Source organism: Microcoleus sp. EPA2 (assembly GCA_020882975.1).
GTDB lineage: Bacteria > Cyanobacteriota > Cyanobacteriia > Cyanobacteriales > Microcoleaceae > Microcoleus.
Genome location: JAHRFD010000001.1, coordinates 279,323 through 295,342, shown reverse-complemented (window position 1 = coordinate 295,342; position 16,020 = coordinate 279,323). Strand labels below are relative to the sequence as shown.

The following is a 16,020-nucleotide window of genomic DNA, read 5'->3' as shown; positions in this document are numbered from 1 at the left end:
ATGACCAATGACTGAGGATTGTTAGCTAAAATCTGTAAATTTAAGGCCGAAATTCGCGACGCAGCAGCAAAGAATTGGTAACAACGCTAACAGAACTAAACGCCATAAATGCACCAGCCGCAGCAGGGCTGAGTAAAATTCCCATTACCGGGAGTAAAAGACCAGCGGCCACAGGAATTCCGAGCATATTGTAACCAAAAGCCCAAAACAGATTTTGGCGAATTTTCTTAAAAGTAGCGCGACTAAGTTCGATCGACTCCACAACATCCATCAAAGTATTTCGCATTAGGACAATCTGAGCAGTTTCAACAGCTACATCAGTCCCACCATGTAACCCGACACCAACATCTGCTTGAGCTAAAGCGGGGGCATCATTAATTCCGTCACCCACCATCGCCACTTTCCGGCCTTCGGCTTGCAAAGCAGCGATCGCCCTTGCCTTCTCTTCTGGCCGCACTTGAGCCAAAACATCCGTCGTCGGCAAATCTAACTGGTTGGCGATCGCCAACGCCGCCCCAGGCGTATCCCCCGTCAGCATCATCACCCGCAATCCCATAGCCCGCAAACGCTCCACCGTCGCCTTAGCATCCGGTCTGAGAGTATCTTTTAGGCCGATTACCCCCAGCAAAACGCCCTCACAAGCCACATAAACCGCCGTTTTGCCTTGAAAAGACCCACACAATTCTGTGGCAATAGCGACCCCCTGCTGCGTCATCCACTCGGCATTCCCGGCGAACACCAGTCGGCCCTCCACCACAGCCGAAACCCCCAATCCCGGTGCCGTGTAGAAATCCTCAGCAGCCAGCAGTGGCAAAGCTTGTTGTTGAGCTTCCCGCAAAATCACTGCCGCGACGGGATGACAAGAACCCCTTTCCACAGCCGCGGCGATTTGCAGAAGTTGGGAGTCAATGGTAAAACAGGCATCTTGCCTGTGGCTAACATTCAGATCTGAAGTCCCATCCAACCCAGAATTCTCAAAAATCGGCAAATAATCTGTGAGTGTCAGCTCTCCGGTAGTCAAAGTACCAGTTTTGTCAAAAACCACCGTATCTAATTGATGCACCCGTTCCAAAACATCACCACCGCGAATCAAAAGCCCGCGCTCCGCCCCAATCCCAGAACCAACTAAAATGGCAGTTGGGGTAGCCAGTCCCAAAGCACAAGGACAGGCAATGACTAAAACGGCGATCGCCAATTTCAAACTTAACAGCAAAGGTGATTGATAATCAGTAATTGGTAATTGGTGGCCCATGCCCATGGCCCCATGGCCCATGTTCATAGCCCCATGCCCTAAAAGCACAGATGGCCACAGATGAGTTCCGGCAAAATACCAAAATAGGAAGGTTAAAGCCGATATCGCCATTACCCCATAGACAAAATATCCCGCCACAGTATCCGCCAAATTTTGAATCGGCGCTTTCCGAGTTTGGGCAGCTTCCACCAAAGCCACCATTTGAGCTACAGTAGTTTCCTTACCCGTGCGAGTTGCCCGGATCACGATCGCCCCAGATTGATTGATAGTTCCCGCCGCCACGGGATCTCCTGTTTGCTTCAAAATCGGCATCGATTCCCCAGTCAGCATCGACTCATCTATGGTTGTTTTACCTTCGCAAACTTCACCATCTACCGGAATCTTGTCCCCTGGTAAAACTTGCAGCCATTCTCCGACTCGGACACGATCGGCTGGAATTTCAATATATTGTGGATTGTAGACCGGAGATGGCGAGTCCAAATCTAAAATCGGCAATTTAAAATCAACTAAGCGCGCAGTAGCTGGTTGGAGTGCGATTAAAGCTTGTAGTGCTGAGGCGGCGCGCTGTCTAGCTTGCTGTTCCAGAGTTTTCCCCAACAAAATAAAGCCCAGCAGCATCACCGGTTCGTCAAAAAAGCATTCCCATCCCATCTGGGGAAACAGCAGTGCCGCGTTGCTAGCGGTGTAAGCTGTGACAGCGCCTAAAGCTACCAGAGTATTCATATTGGGTGCATTTCGCCACAAACTGCGGCACCCGTCCACTACAATTCGCCGCCCAGGTAGTAGTAAAGCTAGAGTTGCAAGTCCCCAGTGAAACCAAATATTGCTTAAAATTGGGGCTTTTGTTCCCAATACGTGACCTGAACCTGAGAGAATAATTAAGAACAGGGCGATCGTTAATTGTCCTATTTGCTCTCGAATTTCTTGCTGTCGCCTTTCAATTATCGCCAGATCCATTTCTCGCTGATTTCCACCTGCGCGAGATTGACTGGGAAATCCACTATCGGTTAACTTTTTGGCTAAGGCATCAGCATCCACCGCCCCCGGTTCGCACTCAACCGTTGCTACTTCTACGGCTAAGTTAACGCAAGCTGAAATTACCCCTGAGTATTGCATTAGTTGGCGTTCAACTGCCTTGGCGCAGCCTGCACACTTCATACCACTGACATCGAAAGTCACAATTTCAGGTGGTGAGGATTCTTTGACTGAGATGATTGACGATCGCATTTCAGGAACTGTGTTTGCCATAAATTGCCTAGGAATTACTTAGAATTGATTACAATATCTCGGTATTGGTCATTTTTTTAACAGACATTTCCCAACAAGCCTGTTAAGAACGGGTATCCCGCCTGTTCCACAAGAAATAATGATGGGAGATGTCTAATCTACTTCATGGATAAATGTCTCTACTTTGAGAGTAAATAAAAATTTCGCCATCTACCGAAAGTGTTAGATTTTTTTAAGCCTTGGCATTTTTGAGTGATCTAAAATCCTGTCTTCATCGTCCTGTATTAAACTCTCTCTTCTCGAACTTCGCGTCAAGACTGCCTTCGCGGTTAAATCATTCCGATACAACCGGAATTGATAGGATGAGGGAGAGAGTGCCAATTACCAATTACCAATTACCCATTGAAATTAGAGTGTAGGAAGGAACCCAGACAAATGAGCGTACAATTAATTAAAGGTGACAGATTCAATCTTTCTCAAGAATTTCCCAACTTAAAAAAACTGGTCATCGCTTTGGGTTGGCAAGTCAATTCATCATACAAAAACTGTGACATTGATGCTTCAGCATTTATGTTAGGCGCTGATGGCAGAATTCCCCACGAAGACTATTTAGTATTTTATAATAATCCTAAATCCCTAGATGGTGCTGTGAAACAATCCGGCACGGATAAATCTTCGCCCAGAAAAGGATACATTAACACCCTCTACAGTGTAGATTTATCTCTAATCGATGCCACTATTGAAGAGATTGTGCTGATTGTCACTATCCACGACGCTGAATCAGTAGGATTAAATTTTAGCCAAATCCAGAACGCCTTTATCAGTCTATACGATCGCGATCGCCAAACGGAATTGACTAGGTACGAATTAAAAGAGAATTTTACATTAGAGACAGCTTTGGAATTTGGACGTTTGTATAAAAAAAACCGAGAGTGGAGGTTTCAGGCCGTAGGACAAGGATATAAATCAGGATTGCGAAGTTTTGTGGAAAAATATTATGTAGAAAAGTGATGGCTAAAGTCCTCACTACCCACCAGGTTTGTAATGAGGACTTTAGCGCTTCAGACCCAATTCTTTGGTGAACAATGGTCATACAGCAAGCTTTTTAGCCACCTGTATCTTACGTTTAATTAGGTGGATTTACTTACTTAGATTTAGCCGGTGCAGAACTTGGCTTAGCCTGGGGCGCAGTCGCTTTTGGTGGCGTAGCATTCGGTTTCGACTCAGCCTTCTGATTCACTGTTTGACCAGTCACTTTCTTGGTCAAAATTTCCAAAGCTTTTGCATACTGCGGATCTGCATTCGTACCGATTTTATCCCGATCGCGCCTCAATTCCTCTTTTTGAGCTTCGGTAAGTTCAATTTTCACATCCGGTTCAATGCCCAAGTGGTTGATATCCCGCCCATTGGGAGTAAAATATTTAGCGATCGTAACAGCTAAACCCGAACCATTTCCCACACCACGTACCGACTGCACTAAACCTTTCCCAAAGGTCTTTGTTCCCACCAAAACCGCCCGTTTGTTGTCCTGCAAAGCACCGGAAAGAATCTCGCTAGCACTGGCCGAACCCCCGTCTACCAGTATCACTAAAGGTTTGTCAGTAATCGCTTTTTTATTGGCAGTTTGTCTATCCGTCTCGCCGATTCGATCGACCGTAGAGACAATCGTACCTTCTTGGAGCCACATCCGAGCAATCTCAATACTCCCGTACAACAACCCCCCCGGATTAGAACGCAGGTCTAAAATATAGCCTGTCACTTTTTTCTTTTCCAAATCCTGAATTGCCGATCGCATTTCCGATCCCGCATTTGCACTAAACTGGTTCAGGCGAATATAGCCGATTTCACCCATCGGACTTTTCTGCACCGAATGACGCACCGGATGAATTTCAATCTTCGCCCGTTTCAGCTTAAATTCTATTTCCTTATTATTGCGGATAATAGTCAGTGTCACCTCAGTATTAACTTGACCGCGAATCAAATTTACCGCTTGATTCGTATCCATCCCCTGGGTACTCTTGCCATCGATTTTACTAATAATATCTTTTGCTTGAATCCCCGCTTTAAAAGCCGGAGTATCCTCAATGGGGGAAATCACCACTAATTTCTTAGTTTTTTCATCCTGAGTCAACTGAATTCCCACTCCTGTTAATTCTCCAGAAGTATCAACCTGCATATTTTTGAACTCTTGTGGGTTCATGAACCTAGTATAAGGATCGTCTAGCTTTTTGAGCATTTCCCGCACGGCCTTATAAGCATCCTCATCACTGCTATAGGTCCGGTTCAAATAATCCTTTCGTACTGCTTTCCAGTCAACCTGATTAAAAGTACCATCAACATAACTTTTGTCAATAATCTGCCAAACTTCATCAACCAACTCTTTGGGACTACCCCTAAAAGAAGCCAGAGATTTAGAACTGCAACCAGTGTTGGCAAGAGTTACAGCAGTGAGTACCACCGCTGCTGCACTTAGAACAAGCCCTCGTTTTGTGATAACCATTTGTCTGACGCGCCGGAGGAGAAGAGTTCACAATAATTACGCTCAATCTAACACAACCAAGGCCCTGTCGCAGTTGAGGTGTTTATATTCTTCAAATTTGTCGAGTTTGATTTCCCAAGTAGAGGTTGCTCAATCTGGGGGTTGATACCCCACAAGCACCTTTAATTGTTCTGCAACAGGGCGGACTCCCTCTTCACTCAGGATGGTACAGGAGGTGATATGATATTTTTGTTCTGAAAGCTCAAACCAAGCGTTCAGTCGATCGCCATTGCAGATTAGACTTGCGTACCTTAAACTATCATCGTGAAAATCGCCACCTGGAACGTCAACTCAATCCGCACCCGCATCGAACACGTCATTAACTGGCTGCAAGCAAACCCTGTAGAAGTTTTGTGTCTGCAAGAAACCAAAGTTATAGACACAGATTTTCCTCTGCAACCCTTTCTCGACATCGGCTACCACTGTTACATCTCCGGCCAAAAATCCTACAATGGTGTGGCGATTTTGAGTCGAGTTCCCATGCAGCAAGTTAGCGCCGGATTTTCACCCATTCTCGGTGAGGAAATCGTCGGCACTTTTGACGAACAAAAACGCCTCATCACCGGCATCATCGACGATATTTGTATTATTTCCGTATATGTTCCCAACGGTTCAGAAGTGGGTTCCCAGAAATATGAATACAAGTTACATTGGCTGAAATTGTTACACAAATACTTGAAAATTGCTCTTGACAAATCACCTAATTTGTGCATTTGTGGAGACTTTAATATCGTTCCGGGCGATCGAGATATTTACGACCCCAAAGCTTGTGCTAACTCCGCCGGCTTATCAGTCCCAGAGCGCCTCGCACTCACAGAAATCATAGAATTAGGATTGAGTGACCCCTTTCGTAAATTCACCTCAGAAGGTGGCCATTATAGCTGGTGGGACTATCGTGCCGCCTCCTTTGCTCGCAACAAAGGCTGGAGAATTGACCACCACTATCTCAGCTTGTCTCTCTACGAAAAAGCCAAAAACTGCACCATAGATATTCATCCTAGGAAACTGATCAAACCCAGCGACCACACCCCGGTAATTGTCGAATTTTGATCGATCGCGACTTACGCAGGGATAGCCAGAAACCGGGTTCACAGCAGTTGACATTTTACCTAGATTTACCTAGGTTTTAGTTACTAAATTATCGGTAAATTGACGAACAGACTAATTAGCGTTGATGATTTCGATCAAAAGAGAAGGTGCAACCTTTGAAAAAGACCTCGCCAGCGACGTTTCGGAAATAAAAGAAACTCATTGAAAAACTTGCAAATCCTGCGCGAAGCGATTAATATACTAGGATGCAACCGCATTGAGAGGTCGAATCAATGGCTACCTTAACTTATTGTAAAGGCTTGCCCACGCCAGCAGATGAACTCAACGAACTTGGATTTACAGATTTCGAGATGTTCTTGGAAGCTTACGCCCCAATTTTCAGGGCTGCAAGTATTGAAACAGTCAACCACTTACTTTTAAGTACACAATTCAAGAAGTCCGACTGGAACACACACTTACAGCAAACCTACGGCATCAATAAGCGCCATGCAAATGGCGTGATCAGTGCGGCCTAATGTATGGCTTAGCTAGCGACGAATCGGCTGCACTGGTGATTGCTCGCAGGGCCATGAATAAGAGTGAAAAAATACCTCGCTCCTTAACCGCCTATTCCGAGATGAACCCGGAAAAGCACGTTTGGAGCGAGTGGAACCAACTGAATAAAAAGATCAAACGTTCGGCTGTAATATCACGTCGCTGTGATTATTATAGCGTTTCTAACTGGAGTTTCTTGGTCACGCCTCAAGGCGAGGAGGCGCAATCACTAAGAAAGAACGTTTAAAGCTTATACCGCAGAGCTTACCCTGGTTTGCCTAGGTTTTTATAAGCGGTTTGATAGACAAAAATACACCAATTACAGCCCGGTAAACAACCTTTCTGATCGCACTAACTTAGCTGTCGTACATCCGAGCTTCAGCCGCGTCTGGATTCTCGTCGCAATACTCGTCAAAAGCCGTTTTGTCCAGCTTCTGCGATCGCTGGTGAGAAGCCTCAGCCTGCATTTCCTCTACAATATCCCAAGCTACCGCGCACTCTCTAGAAGTCACACCTTTTTCGGCACAAATAGTTCTGGCATCGGCGATCGCCTTTTCTATTTCTTCCTCAAATACAAGACTCTTCGGCTTCTCCAAAAAATCGCTTTTTGTCAATATATCCGTTACCGAAATAATGCCAACTAGCTTGTCTTTGATGACCGGCGCCCGACGGATGCGGGTATTGGCGAACAACCGAGCCACATATTCCACGCCCAAGTCAGGATTCACCGTAATACACGGCTTAGTCATAATCTCAAAGACGCGGACTTTTTTCGGGTCTACTCCGTAGGCTGCTACTTTATAGACAATATCCGTTTCAGTCACAATCCCGTAGGCATCTTGTTCGTGGCGGCGTTCCACAATCAACGCCCGCAAACACAGCTCGTTCATCATCGCTACTGCTTCGGCAACAGTTGCCGAACCGCGAATGGTAACAACGTCTGTGGTCATAATATCTTGGGCTTTCATCATCATTTTTTAGGGTTCCCTCCTCATTAAATTTACCTCTATCGTGTCAAGAAAAACATTTTTGGCAAATGTTTGATATTTATTTATTTCGTTTTCTCAAAATTGAGAATAATCTAATCCCGGTCAATTTAATGTTAATTTTTTTAAACGCCTCAAGATTTAGAGCCGACATTTTTAGTAGGGCTATCTTTTTGGGCTTCTATCCATTTTTATAAAGATTACTCCAACTAGCTAGCCCCCAATTATAAGTAAACCTCCCTAGGCCAGCGTGTTAGCTCATAACCCTTGTTTGACTCTTGTTTAGTTTTAGCTTGGTTTTTATAGATAAAAGCATTGTTCGATCGGAACACTGTATTTCTTGATGACTCAATCAAGTAAAGGTTTGTTTACGAGTGTACCACTTTGTCTATTTATGCGCTAGCTAGGTGCTAGCTCTAAAACTCCCCAACCAATCGCAGCCAACCACGCAGGAGGCTGAGTCAATACCGACGATCGCCCAAGATGGCTCAGGTTTTTCCACTCTCTCCCACTCTCCTATGGATCATTTTCCCACTGTCGGGTCTGCAAGAAGCAAAAGTTAACACAAACTAACTCAAGACTTACGCTCGCACAGATCCCCGCCTCTGATAAACTTGATTGCTGGGAGTGCAAAAAAAGCACAAGGCACGCAGGACTCAGTTGGGAGGATATAGTTCGTGGACAATGCAATCGGTTTAGAGATTATCGAAGTAGTTGAGCAGGCAGCTATCGCCTCAGCTCGATTGATGGGCAAAGGCGAGAAAGATGAAGCCGACAGAGTGGCTGTAGAAGCCATGCGCGAGCGGATGAACAAAATTCATATGCGCGGTCGCATCGTGATCGGTGAAGGGGAACGCGACGACGCACCCATGCTTTATATCGGCGAACAAGTGGGTATTTGTACTCGCGAAGATGCCCAAGAGGTCTGCAACATAGATGAATTGATCGAAATTGACATCGCTGTTGACCCCTGCGAAGGTACTAACCTAGTGGCTTACGGTCAAAACGGTTCCATGGCAGTTTTAGCAATCTCCGAAAAAGGTGGTTTGTTTGCTGCTCCCGATTTCTACATGAACAAATTGGCTGCTCCTGCGGCTGCCAAAAATCATGTAGATATTCGTAAGACACCAACCCAAAACCTCAAAATTATCTCTGATTGTCTCGGCCGCAGTGTTGAGGATTTGGTGGTAGTGGTGATGGACCGCCCTCGGCACAAAGATTTAATTAATGAAATTCGGCAAGCGGGTGCAAGAGTTCGACTGATCAGCGACGGCGACGTCTCAGCAGCAATTTCTTGCGCGTTTTCTGGTTCTAATATCCACGCACTTATGGGTATTGGTGCAGCACCGGAAGGTGTGATTTCAGCAGCAGCCATGCGCTGTTTGGGCGGTCACTTCCAAGGGCAGTTGATTTACGATCCGGCTGTTGTGAAAACTGGTTTGATCGGTGAAAGTAAAGAGAGCAATATCGCTCGACTTAAAGAAATGGGCATCACAGACCCAGACAAGATTTACAATGCTGAAGAATTGGCATCTGGGGAAACAGTTCTGTTTGCAGCTTGCGGAATTACTCCCGGAACGCTGATGGATGGAGTTCGCTTCTTTGGTGGCGGCGCTCGTACTGAAAGTTTGGTAATTTCTTCTCAGTCCAAGACTGCTCGGTTTGTGGATACAATCCATATGTTTGACCAGCCGAAATCTCTGCAATTAAATTAGTCATTAATTAACAGTTAACTGTTGGCTTTTGCCTGGGGACTGTTGGCTGTTAACTTTTGAGTGTTAATAGCCAACATTATGCTGTTGGCTTGTTGACAGTTGACTGTTGACAGTCACCAGTTATTAGCAATTAGCGATAAACTAAACACTAATGACAGGTGACTGTTGACCAGTAAAAAAAATAGTGACAAATCACAGATATGAATATTGCAGTTGTAGGTCTTAGCCACAAAACAGCGCCGGTTGAAGTTCGCGAAAAACTGAGCATTCCAGAACAGAAGATTGAAGGGGCTATAGCCCAATTGCGTAGCTACCCACATATTCAAGAGGTTGCTATTCTCAGCACTTGCAACCGCTTAGAAATTTATATTGTTACCACCGAGTCGGAACCTGGTGTCCGGGAAGTTACTCAATTCCTTTCAGAATGCAGTAAAGTTCCTTTACAGTCTTTGCGACCTCACCTGTTCATCTTACTCCACGAAGATGCGGTAATGCACCTGATGCGAGTTGCTTCTGGTCTTGACAGTTTGGTTCTCGGAGAAGGGCAAATTTTGGCTCAGGTGAAACAAACTCACAAACTCGCTCAGCAGTATAAAGGCGTAGGTCGAATTTTGGAGCGCTTGCTCAAGCAAGCCATGACAGCAGGGAAACGTGTTCGCACAGAAACCAGTATTGGTACTGGTGCGGTTTCCATTTCTTCGGCGGCGGCGGAACTGGCTCAACTCAAAGGTCAGCATTTAGCCACCAGCCGGATTGCGATTATCGGTGCTGGTAAAATGTCCAGACTTTTGGTGCAGCATTTGCTTTCCAAAGGAGCTGGCCATATTGCGATCGTCAATCGATCGCTCCGTGGTGCAGAAGAATTAGCCAGCCTGTTTAAAGATGCTACCTTACATTTATATCAGCTTTCGGAAATGATGTCGGTAATTGCTAGTTCCGACTTGGTTTTTACCAGCACCGCTGCTACCGATCCGCTCTTAAATAAAGCTAAATTAGCAACCGTCTTAGAACCCGATCGCCCTTTGATGTTGGTGGACATTTCTGTCCCCCGCAACGTCGATTCTGATGTAAAAGAACTGACCAATGTCAAGTCATTTAATGTAGACGACTTAAAAGCTGTGGTAGCTCAAAATCACGAAACCCGCCGCAAAATGGCAATGGAAGCTGAAGGCATACTCGAACAAGAAGTAGAAGCTTTTGATGTTTGGTGGCGCAGCCTGGAAACTGTTCCGACTATTAGCTGTTTGCGGGATAAGATAGAATTGATTCGGGAACAAGAGTTAGAAAAAGCTTTATCGCGTTTAGGTTCAGAGTTTTCCGAGAAACATCAAGATGTGATTGAATCTTTAACAAGAGGGATTGTAAATAAAATTTTACACGACCCCATGGTGCAATTACGCGCTCAGCAAGATATTGAGGCACGCCGACAAGCAATGCAGACTTTACAAACACTCTTTAATTTGGATGTGGATGTCAATCAGCAGTATAGCTAGTTGATTTTTTGCCCTAATTCCCAGGCTCTGCCTGGGGATTATTTCCCTCTGGTTTTGATGCTTATTTTTTTTGAATTAAAATAAAAAAAAATCGTCATTTTTTTAAGCTTAAACGCTTGACTTTCCCCAATTCATCACCTATTATCAAATAATGGGAGTGGTGGCAATTTTTTTTATTTTTGCCACCACTCCCATTATCTAAAATATACCATAAAAAAACGCCGAAGTCAATAGCTAATCCTTGTTTTTTAGGGCCGAGCAGTTATTGACAGTAACAGAAAATTTGCGCTCTATACTTATTGAAAAAATAAAAAAAGGAAATATTTAACCGTAGATTCACCCCGATGAACTGCGGCAGATATTGATAGTGGCGAGAAGTTGAAGATGATGACTTTGAACAGGCGAATTTATCAAATAATTCTACTGATTGCGAGCCTAGGGCTGGTGATGGAGTTAGTTACCAGGTTGGTAGCAGAAATTCTGTGGTTTCAGGAAGTTGGATATCTTCAGGTTTTGCTGTTGAGACTGAAAACTCAAGGGTTGCTAGGGGTAATTCCCACTGCTATTTCTGCTGTTTTTTTGATGGGGAATTTAGCTTTAGCCCGCAGCCTCAAACATCCCACTCAGGAAACCAAGTCGCCGAATTCGGGGGCGTTATTTGCTTCCTTAAATCTAACAAAAACGGAGCAGAATTATCAATTATCTCTGTCTCAAGCTCGACAGGCATTTCCCTGGTTGCTGTTATGCTTATTCGGATTGAGCGCGATCGCAGGTTTGATGGTAATTCATTGCGGGCTGTTAGCAGCAGCTAGCCTCGCGGATTTCAGTATAGCCAGCGCACTGCCTGCCGGGCCAATTAATTTGGGATTTGAGTCCATCGGGCAGCTCTGCGTGCAGTTATTTTCTCATTGGTGGCACTTGGGCTTACTGCTGGGACTGATGTTAGCCATGACAATTAAGCCGGATTTTTGGCTGCGGGCGATCGCCTTTTTTCTCAGTTTGGCGATCGGCATAATTACCGCCAGTCGCTGGACAAAAGTCTTGCTCTATTTCCACCCCATTAAATTTAACACCACCGACCCTATTTTTAATCAAGATATTAGCTTTTATGTATTTATTCTGCCCATATTAGAATTGTGCGCCTTCTCACTAACAGTAGTATTTTTGTATAGTTTAGTATCTAGCACTTTTACCTATTTACTATCTGCAAACAGCTTGAGTCAAGGAATCTTGTTGACGTTTTCCCGATCGCAACAGCGACACTTGTATGGCTTAGGCTCACTGTTGATGCTAGCCATCGCCTTCCTCTATGGGCTAGCTCGTTACGAATTGCTGTACTCGCGGGGAGACGTTACTTACGGGGCTAATTATGCTGATGTCACAGTGCGACTGCCATCCTATGGATTTGCCAGTATTATGGCGATCGCCATCGCACTTCTTATGCTCTGGTTCGTCGGTAAATTAAAGATTAAAAGTAACCGCTTTAAATCCCTAGTCCTTAGTTTGGTTATAAGCTGTTTATCCTTAATTTATTTACTGCCAGTAATCATCCAACTGTTAATTGTCAACCCCAACGAAATAGCCAAAGAAAGACCATATATTCAGAGAAGTATTACTTTTACTCAACAAGCCTTCGATCTCAACAAAATCGAAATAAAAACTTTCGATCCAGAAGGTAAATTAAGCTATAAAGACTTGGAAAAAAATCAGCTTACCATCAGCAATATCCGCCTGTGGGACAAACTGCCTCTACTGCAAACCAACCGGCAGTTGCAACAAATTAGACCTTATTATAAATTCTTAGATGCTGATATCGATCGCTACACAGTTAAAAACCAAAAAACCCAAAAACAAGATGCCGACACCCAACAAGTCATTCTCGCAGCTAGAGAATTAGACTACACAGCAGTTAGTCCCGAAGCTCAAACTTGGGTTAACGAAAACCTGGTATACACTCACGGTTATGGCTTTACTCTTTCTCCCGTCAATACTATCGGTGCCGGCGGTTTACCAGATTATTTTGTCAAAGATATTGGAGTTGAAACAACGGGGAAGACGGCTTTAGACATCAATAGCGATCGCCTTCGAGCCAGTATACCCATCGGGCACCCCCGCATTTATTACGGCGAAGTCACCGATACCGACGTAATGGCACCTAGCAAAGTTAAAGAATTTGACTACCCCAGCGGTGAAGAAAATGTTTACAATACATACAGTGGTAAAGGCGGAATTGCCATAGACTCTCTGTGGAGACGCTGGTTATTTGCTAATTATCTCAAAAATTGGCAAATAGCTTTCACCCGCAATTTTACACCACAAACTAAGTTGTTGTACCGCCGAAATATTAACAAAAGAGTACGAGCGATCGCTCCTTTTTTACGCTACGATTCAGACCCATACTTAGTAGTAGTCAACGCCCAGATTACCCCCACTAATTTACAAAAAAAAGCACCCAATACAACTCAAAAAAATATCCAGTTTACCCCCTCAATAAATCAGAATTACCCCAACTATCTTTACTGGATTATCGATGCCTACACTACCAGCGATCGTTATCCCTATTCCGATCCCGGAAAAAATCAATTCAACTACATCCGCAACTCGGTAAAAATAGTCATTGATGCCTACAACGGCTCTGTAGACTTCTACGTTGCCAACCCCTCAGACCCGATAATCAACAGTTGGATGGCTATTTTTCCAGCACTCTTCAAACCTCTTGACAAAATGCCTCCGGCTCTCCGCAAACATCTCAGATACCCAGCAGATTTATTGAGCGTTCAATCCGAACGCCTGTTAACCTATCACATGGAAGACCCTCAAGTATTTTACAATCGAGAGGACTTATGGCGAATTCCCAATGAAATTTACGGCAGCGAACAGCAACCAGTAGCACCCTATTATTTGATTACGAAACTGCCGACAGAAAAATCAGAAGAATTTATTTTGTTACTGCCATTTACCCCTGTCGGTAGGAACAATTTAATTGCTTGGATTGCGGGTAGATCCGATAAGGGGGATTACGGAAAATTACTACTGTATCAATTTCCCAAACAGCGATTAGTTTATGGTCCAGAACAAATAGAAGCTTTAATCAACCAAGAGCCAGTTATTTCCGAACAAATATCTCTGTGGAATCGCCAAGGTTCAAAAGCAATTCAAGGAAATTTATTAGTCATTCCCATCGAACAATCTTTACTCTACGTTGAACCTCTGTACTTAGAAGCCGAGCGCAACAGTTTGCCCACTTTAGTAAGAGTCATTGTTGCCTACGAAAACCGCATTGTCATGGCCGAAAATCTGGACGCAGCACTCAAAGCACTATTTCAGCCTCAAGCTATTAATAAACCCGCCATCGTCCGACCTGTACAAGGAGCAACACCGGCTTTAAACTAATACTATTAGCAGTTTAATTCAAATTCTCTAGGAGCAACACCGGCTTTAAACTAATACTATTAGCAGTTTAATTCAAATTCTCTAGGGGAGCAGCCTTGATATCCTGCCACCAAACATAGATATAGGGCCATATCAATTTTTCATCTCCGACAGCATCTACTTTCACTGTCACTTCATAACGGCCAATATGCGTGAGTTTCCCAAGTTTGCCATTCCACTGTAACTGATCGGGATTATCAGTCCTAATTTCTACCCTTTGATTCAAAAGTGGCCGCATCTCCTGGGAAGAACCATAAAACGGATTTTTGCCTTTCAGGATATAGCCACCAATCAAAGATAAGTACATTAAAGCCATAAAAAATAGGGTACACAAACCCAGAATTAACAGTATTTTTTGTGGCGAAAAACGGCTATAAATACTGGTAAGTCCTAGAATAAGAGTTACGAAAAATAAAAAACTTGGCAGCACCACGGAATCTTCCAGAAACACCATACCAAACAAGATCGGCACTAACTGACAAACCAATAATCCACTCGCCTTAATCCACACATTTAGCAACGATGAAGACAGCAACAAATGTATTACTGTAGTAAGTGCTGTACCCAGAGCAATCATCATTCCTATTACCCAAAGCGGTACCGCATAATCGTACTCTCTGAAGGGAAGAAGAATAAACAATATTAAAGCACATACAAAGCCAGCGGAAACTAATCCCAATCCACTTAATATATCGTTCCAGTTGAGCATTATGGAAACATCACTACATCTAGCCTGCATCTAAGGTTAAAAAATCTGACTTTACACAACTCTCATATCCGTGATTTAGTGGGTGCTTAACTATTTGCTGCGGTCAGGATATGATTTACCGAGGATCGATCGACCTCACAAATTGCTGCAACGGCTTTGGTAGGGCAGGAACAAAAGTCTTTCTAAAACCTTTAACATCAAAAACGCGCCACAAAATACCCACCGCTACTATCAAAAAAAATAAGGCTCCCAAAAAATTTATCGTGTTATAAATAAAACTGTCATTCCTTTTTTTAGGAGGAGTAATGTGTTTCATGCGATAGACAGCCGGCGCCATTTCTCTAGGTTCCTCGCGACTGCGAAGCGGCTTTCTCGGACGCGAACTAGAAGTAAGATTCTCACTAAAAGGCGTTTTATTCGTTTTAATATAACTGCTAGCCGACTTCATTTCAAAATTGCTGCGCGTCCCCGTTAATTTACTAGCCGAAGACCCAGCTTTGTTGATAGTATTTTCCTCAATTCTACTGCGACTCCGCTGATTTGATTTGCGTTCTGCCAGGGTTCGCATCAAAGTTTGCAATTGCTGAGTTGCCGCCGCTGGACGTTCCCCCTTCCTGGCCCAATTTAACATCATGGCCCCGGTAATGCCACAGAGATTTGTACTTCCTACAGAAGCTATTCGTTTGAGTAGAGGCTGGGTGTTAGAAACAAACACTACGAGTGCGTCTGGGTGTTCCTGAGCTAAGCCGTAAACGCACTGAGCCGTTGCTACGACTAGCATTGCTTGTGTGCTTTGATTTTTAATCGAAGGTTCTAAGGATCTGTGCGTTTCTTGAGCATCAGTTACAATCCAGCCACTGTCTGCAAAAAAGCGCATAAACTCCCTAGCTACTTGCTCTTGAGATTTTTCTACTGCTTTCCCTGTCAAATAATCTATTTCGTCATATACTACTTCCGGGAGATAGCAACTTCCCACTTTGGCATATTCTTGCCACACTTGGGTTCTGCCAGCCATCAAAACATCTGCATCAAAAGTTACCAATACAGGAGGAAGTTGATTAGCCATAACTTTACCCTAAATGC

11 protein-coding genes and 1 pseudogene are annotated in these 16,020 nt (G+C 44.2%); 6 read left to right on the top strand and 6 right to left on the bottom strand.

Annotated elements, in window-relative coordinates:
• Positions 1–40: 40 nt before the first annotated feature.
• Positions 41–2,500 (bottom strand): heavy metal translocating P-type ATPase, encoded by a 2,460-nt coding sequence (locus tag AAFP14_RS01175; RefSeq protein ID WP_341730507.1) that lies wholly within the window; start codon positions 2,498–2,500, stop codon positions 41–43.
• A gap of 414 nt (positions 2,501–2,914) precedes the next feature.
• On the opposite strand from AAFP14_RS01175, the gene AAFP14_RS01170 reads away from it, so the two are divergent.
• On the top strand, positions 2,915–3,490 hold the full coding sequence (locus AAFP14_RS01170; protein WP_341730506.1) for a TerD family protein: 576 nt from the start codon (positions 2,915–2,917) through the stop codon (positions 3,488–3,490).
• Between the two features lie 133 nt (positions 3,491–3,623).
• Here the strand turns inward: AAFP14_RS01170 and ctpC are convergent, their stop codons facing one another.
• Positions 3,624–4,979: a carboxyl-terminal processing protease CtpC gene (gene ctpC / locus AAFP14_RS01165; protein ID WP_341730505.1), complete on the bottom strand. Its 1,356-nt coding sequence runs from the start codon at positions 4,977–4,979 to the stop codon at positions 3,624–3,626.
• Between the two features lie 303 nt (positions 4,980–5,282).
• On the opposite strand from ctpC, the gene xth reads away from it, so the two are divergent.
• Together xth and AAFP14_RS01155 are read left to right on the top strand one after the other, a co-directional pair.
• On the top strand, positions 5,283–6,068 hold the full coding sequence (xth, locus tag AAFP14_RS01160) for an exodeoxyribonuclease III (RefSeq protein WP_341730504.1): 786 nt from the start codon (positions 5,283–5,285) through the stop codon (positions 6,066–6,068).
• A gap of 272 nt (positions 6,069–6,340) precedes the next feature.
• The gene (locus AAFP14_RS01155) at positions 6,341–6,583 is read left to right on the top strand and encodes a hypothetical protein (RefSeq protein WP_341730503.1); all 243 of its coding nucleotides are present in this window, start codon (positions 6,341–6,343) and stop codon (positions 6,581–6,583) included.
• Positions 6,584–6,958: 375 nt separating this feature from the next.
• Here the strand turns inward: AAFP14_RS01155 and AAFP14_RS01150 are convergent, their stop codons facing one another.
• Together AAFP14_RS01150 and AAFP14_RS26645 are read right to left on the bottom strand one after the other, a co-directional pair.
• Positions 6,959–7,576 (bottom strand): CP12 domain-containing protein, encoded by a 618-nt coding sequence (locus tag AAFP14_RS01150; RefSeq protein WP_341730502.1) that lies wholly within the window; start codon positions 7,574–7,576, stop codon positions 6,959–6,961.
• A gap of 193 nt (positions 7,577–7,769) precedes the next feature.
• A pseudogene (locus AAFP14_RS26645) lies at positions 7,770–7,835 on the bottom strand (RNA-guided endonuclease InsQ/TnpB family protein); the annotation flags it as partial.
• A 430-nt stretch (positions 7,836–8,265) separates the two neighbouring features.
• On the opposite strand from AAFP14_RS26645, the gene glpX reads away from it, so the two are divergent.
• From glpX to AAFP14_RS01135, 3 genes are all read left to right on the top strand, one after another.
• The gene (gene glpX / locus AAFP14_RS01145) at positions 8,266–9,303 is read left to right on the top strand and encodes a class II fructose-bisphosphatase (protein WP_341730501.1); all 1,038 of its coding nucleotides are present in this window, start codon (positions 8,266–8,268) and stop codon (positions 9,301–9,303) included.
• A 200-nt stretch (positions 9,304–9,503) separates the two neighbouring features.
• Entirely contained in the window at positions 9,504–10,796 is a 1,293-nt protein-coding gene (locus AAFP14_RS01140; RefSeq protein WP_341730500.1) for a glutamyl-tRNA reductase, read from the top strand.
• Between the two features lie 387 nt (positions 10,797–11,183).
• Positions 11,184–14,189, top strand: a complete 3,006-nt coding sequence (locus AAFP14_RS01135) for a UPF0182 family protein (RefSeq protein WP_341730747.1) — start codon at positions 11,184–11,186, stop codon at positions 14,187–14,189.
• 67 nt (positions 14,190–14,256) lie between these two features.
• Here the strand turns inward: AAFP14_RS01135 and AAFP14_RS01130 are convergent, their stop codons facing one another.
• Both AAFP14_RS01130 and AAFP14_RS01125 read right to left on the bottom strand, forming a co-directional pair.
• The gene (locus AAFP14_RS01130) at positions 14,257–14,808 is read right to left on the bottom strand and encodes a hypothetical protein (protein ID WP_341730499.1); all 552 of its coding nucleotides are present in this window, start codon (positions 14,806–14,808) and stop codon (positions 14,257–14,259) included.
• A gap of 244 nt (positions 14,809–15,052) precedes the next feature.
• The gene (locus AAFP14_RS01125; protein WP_341730498.1) at positions 15,053–16,003 is read right to left on the bottom strand and encodes a PIN domain-containing protein; all 951 of its coding nucleotides are present in this window, start codon (positions 16,001–16,003) and stop codon (positions 15,053–15,055) included.
• Positions 16,004–16,020 lie beyond the last annotated feature (17 nt).

Coding starts and splice junctions, on each gene's coding strand:
- AAFP14_RS01170 (WP_341730506.1), top strand. CDS start 2,915: ATGAGCGTACAATTAATTAAAGGTGACAGATTCAATCTTTCTCAAGAA.
- AAFP14_RS01140 (WP_341730500.1), top strand. CDS start 9,504: ATGAATATTGCAGTTGTAGGTCTTAGCCACAAAACAGCGCCGGTTGAA.
- ctpC (WP_341730505.1), bottom strand. CDS start 4,979: ATGGTTATCACAAAACGAGGGCTTGTTCTAAGTGCAGCAGCGGTGGTA.
- AAFP14_RS01150 (WP_341730502.1), bottom strand. CDS start 7,576: ATGATGATGAAAGCCCAAGATATTATGACCACAGACGTTGTTACCATT.
- AAFP14_RS01125 (WP_341730498.1), bottom strand. CDS start 16,003: ATGGCTAATCAACTTCCTCCTGTATTGGTAACTTTTGATGCAGATGTT.
- AAFP14_RS01155 (WP_341730503.1), top strand. CDS start 6,341: ATGGCTACCTTAACTTATTGTAAAGGCTTGCCCACGCCAGCAGATGAA.
- AAFP14_RS01175 (WP_341730507.1), bottom strand. CDS start 2,500: ATGGCAAACACAGTTCCTGAAATGCGATCGTCAATCATCTCAGTCAAA.
- AAFP14_RS01130 (WP_341730499.1), bottom strand. CDS start 14,808: ATGATGATTGCTCTGGGTACAGCACTTACTACAGTAATACATTTGTTG.
- AAFP14_RS01135 (WP_341730747.1), top strand. CDS start 11,184: ATGACTTTGAACAGGCGAATTTATCAAATAATTCTACTGATTGCGAGC.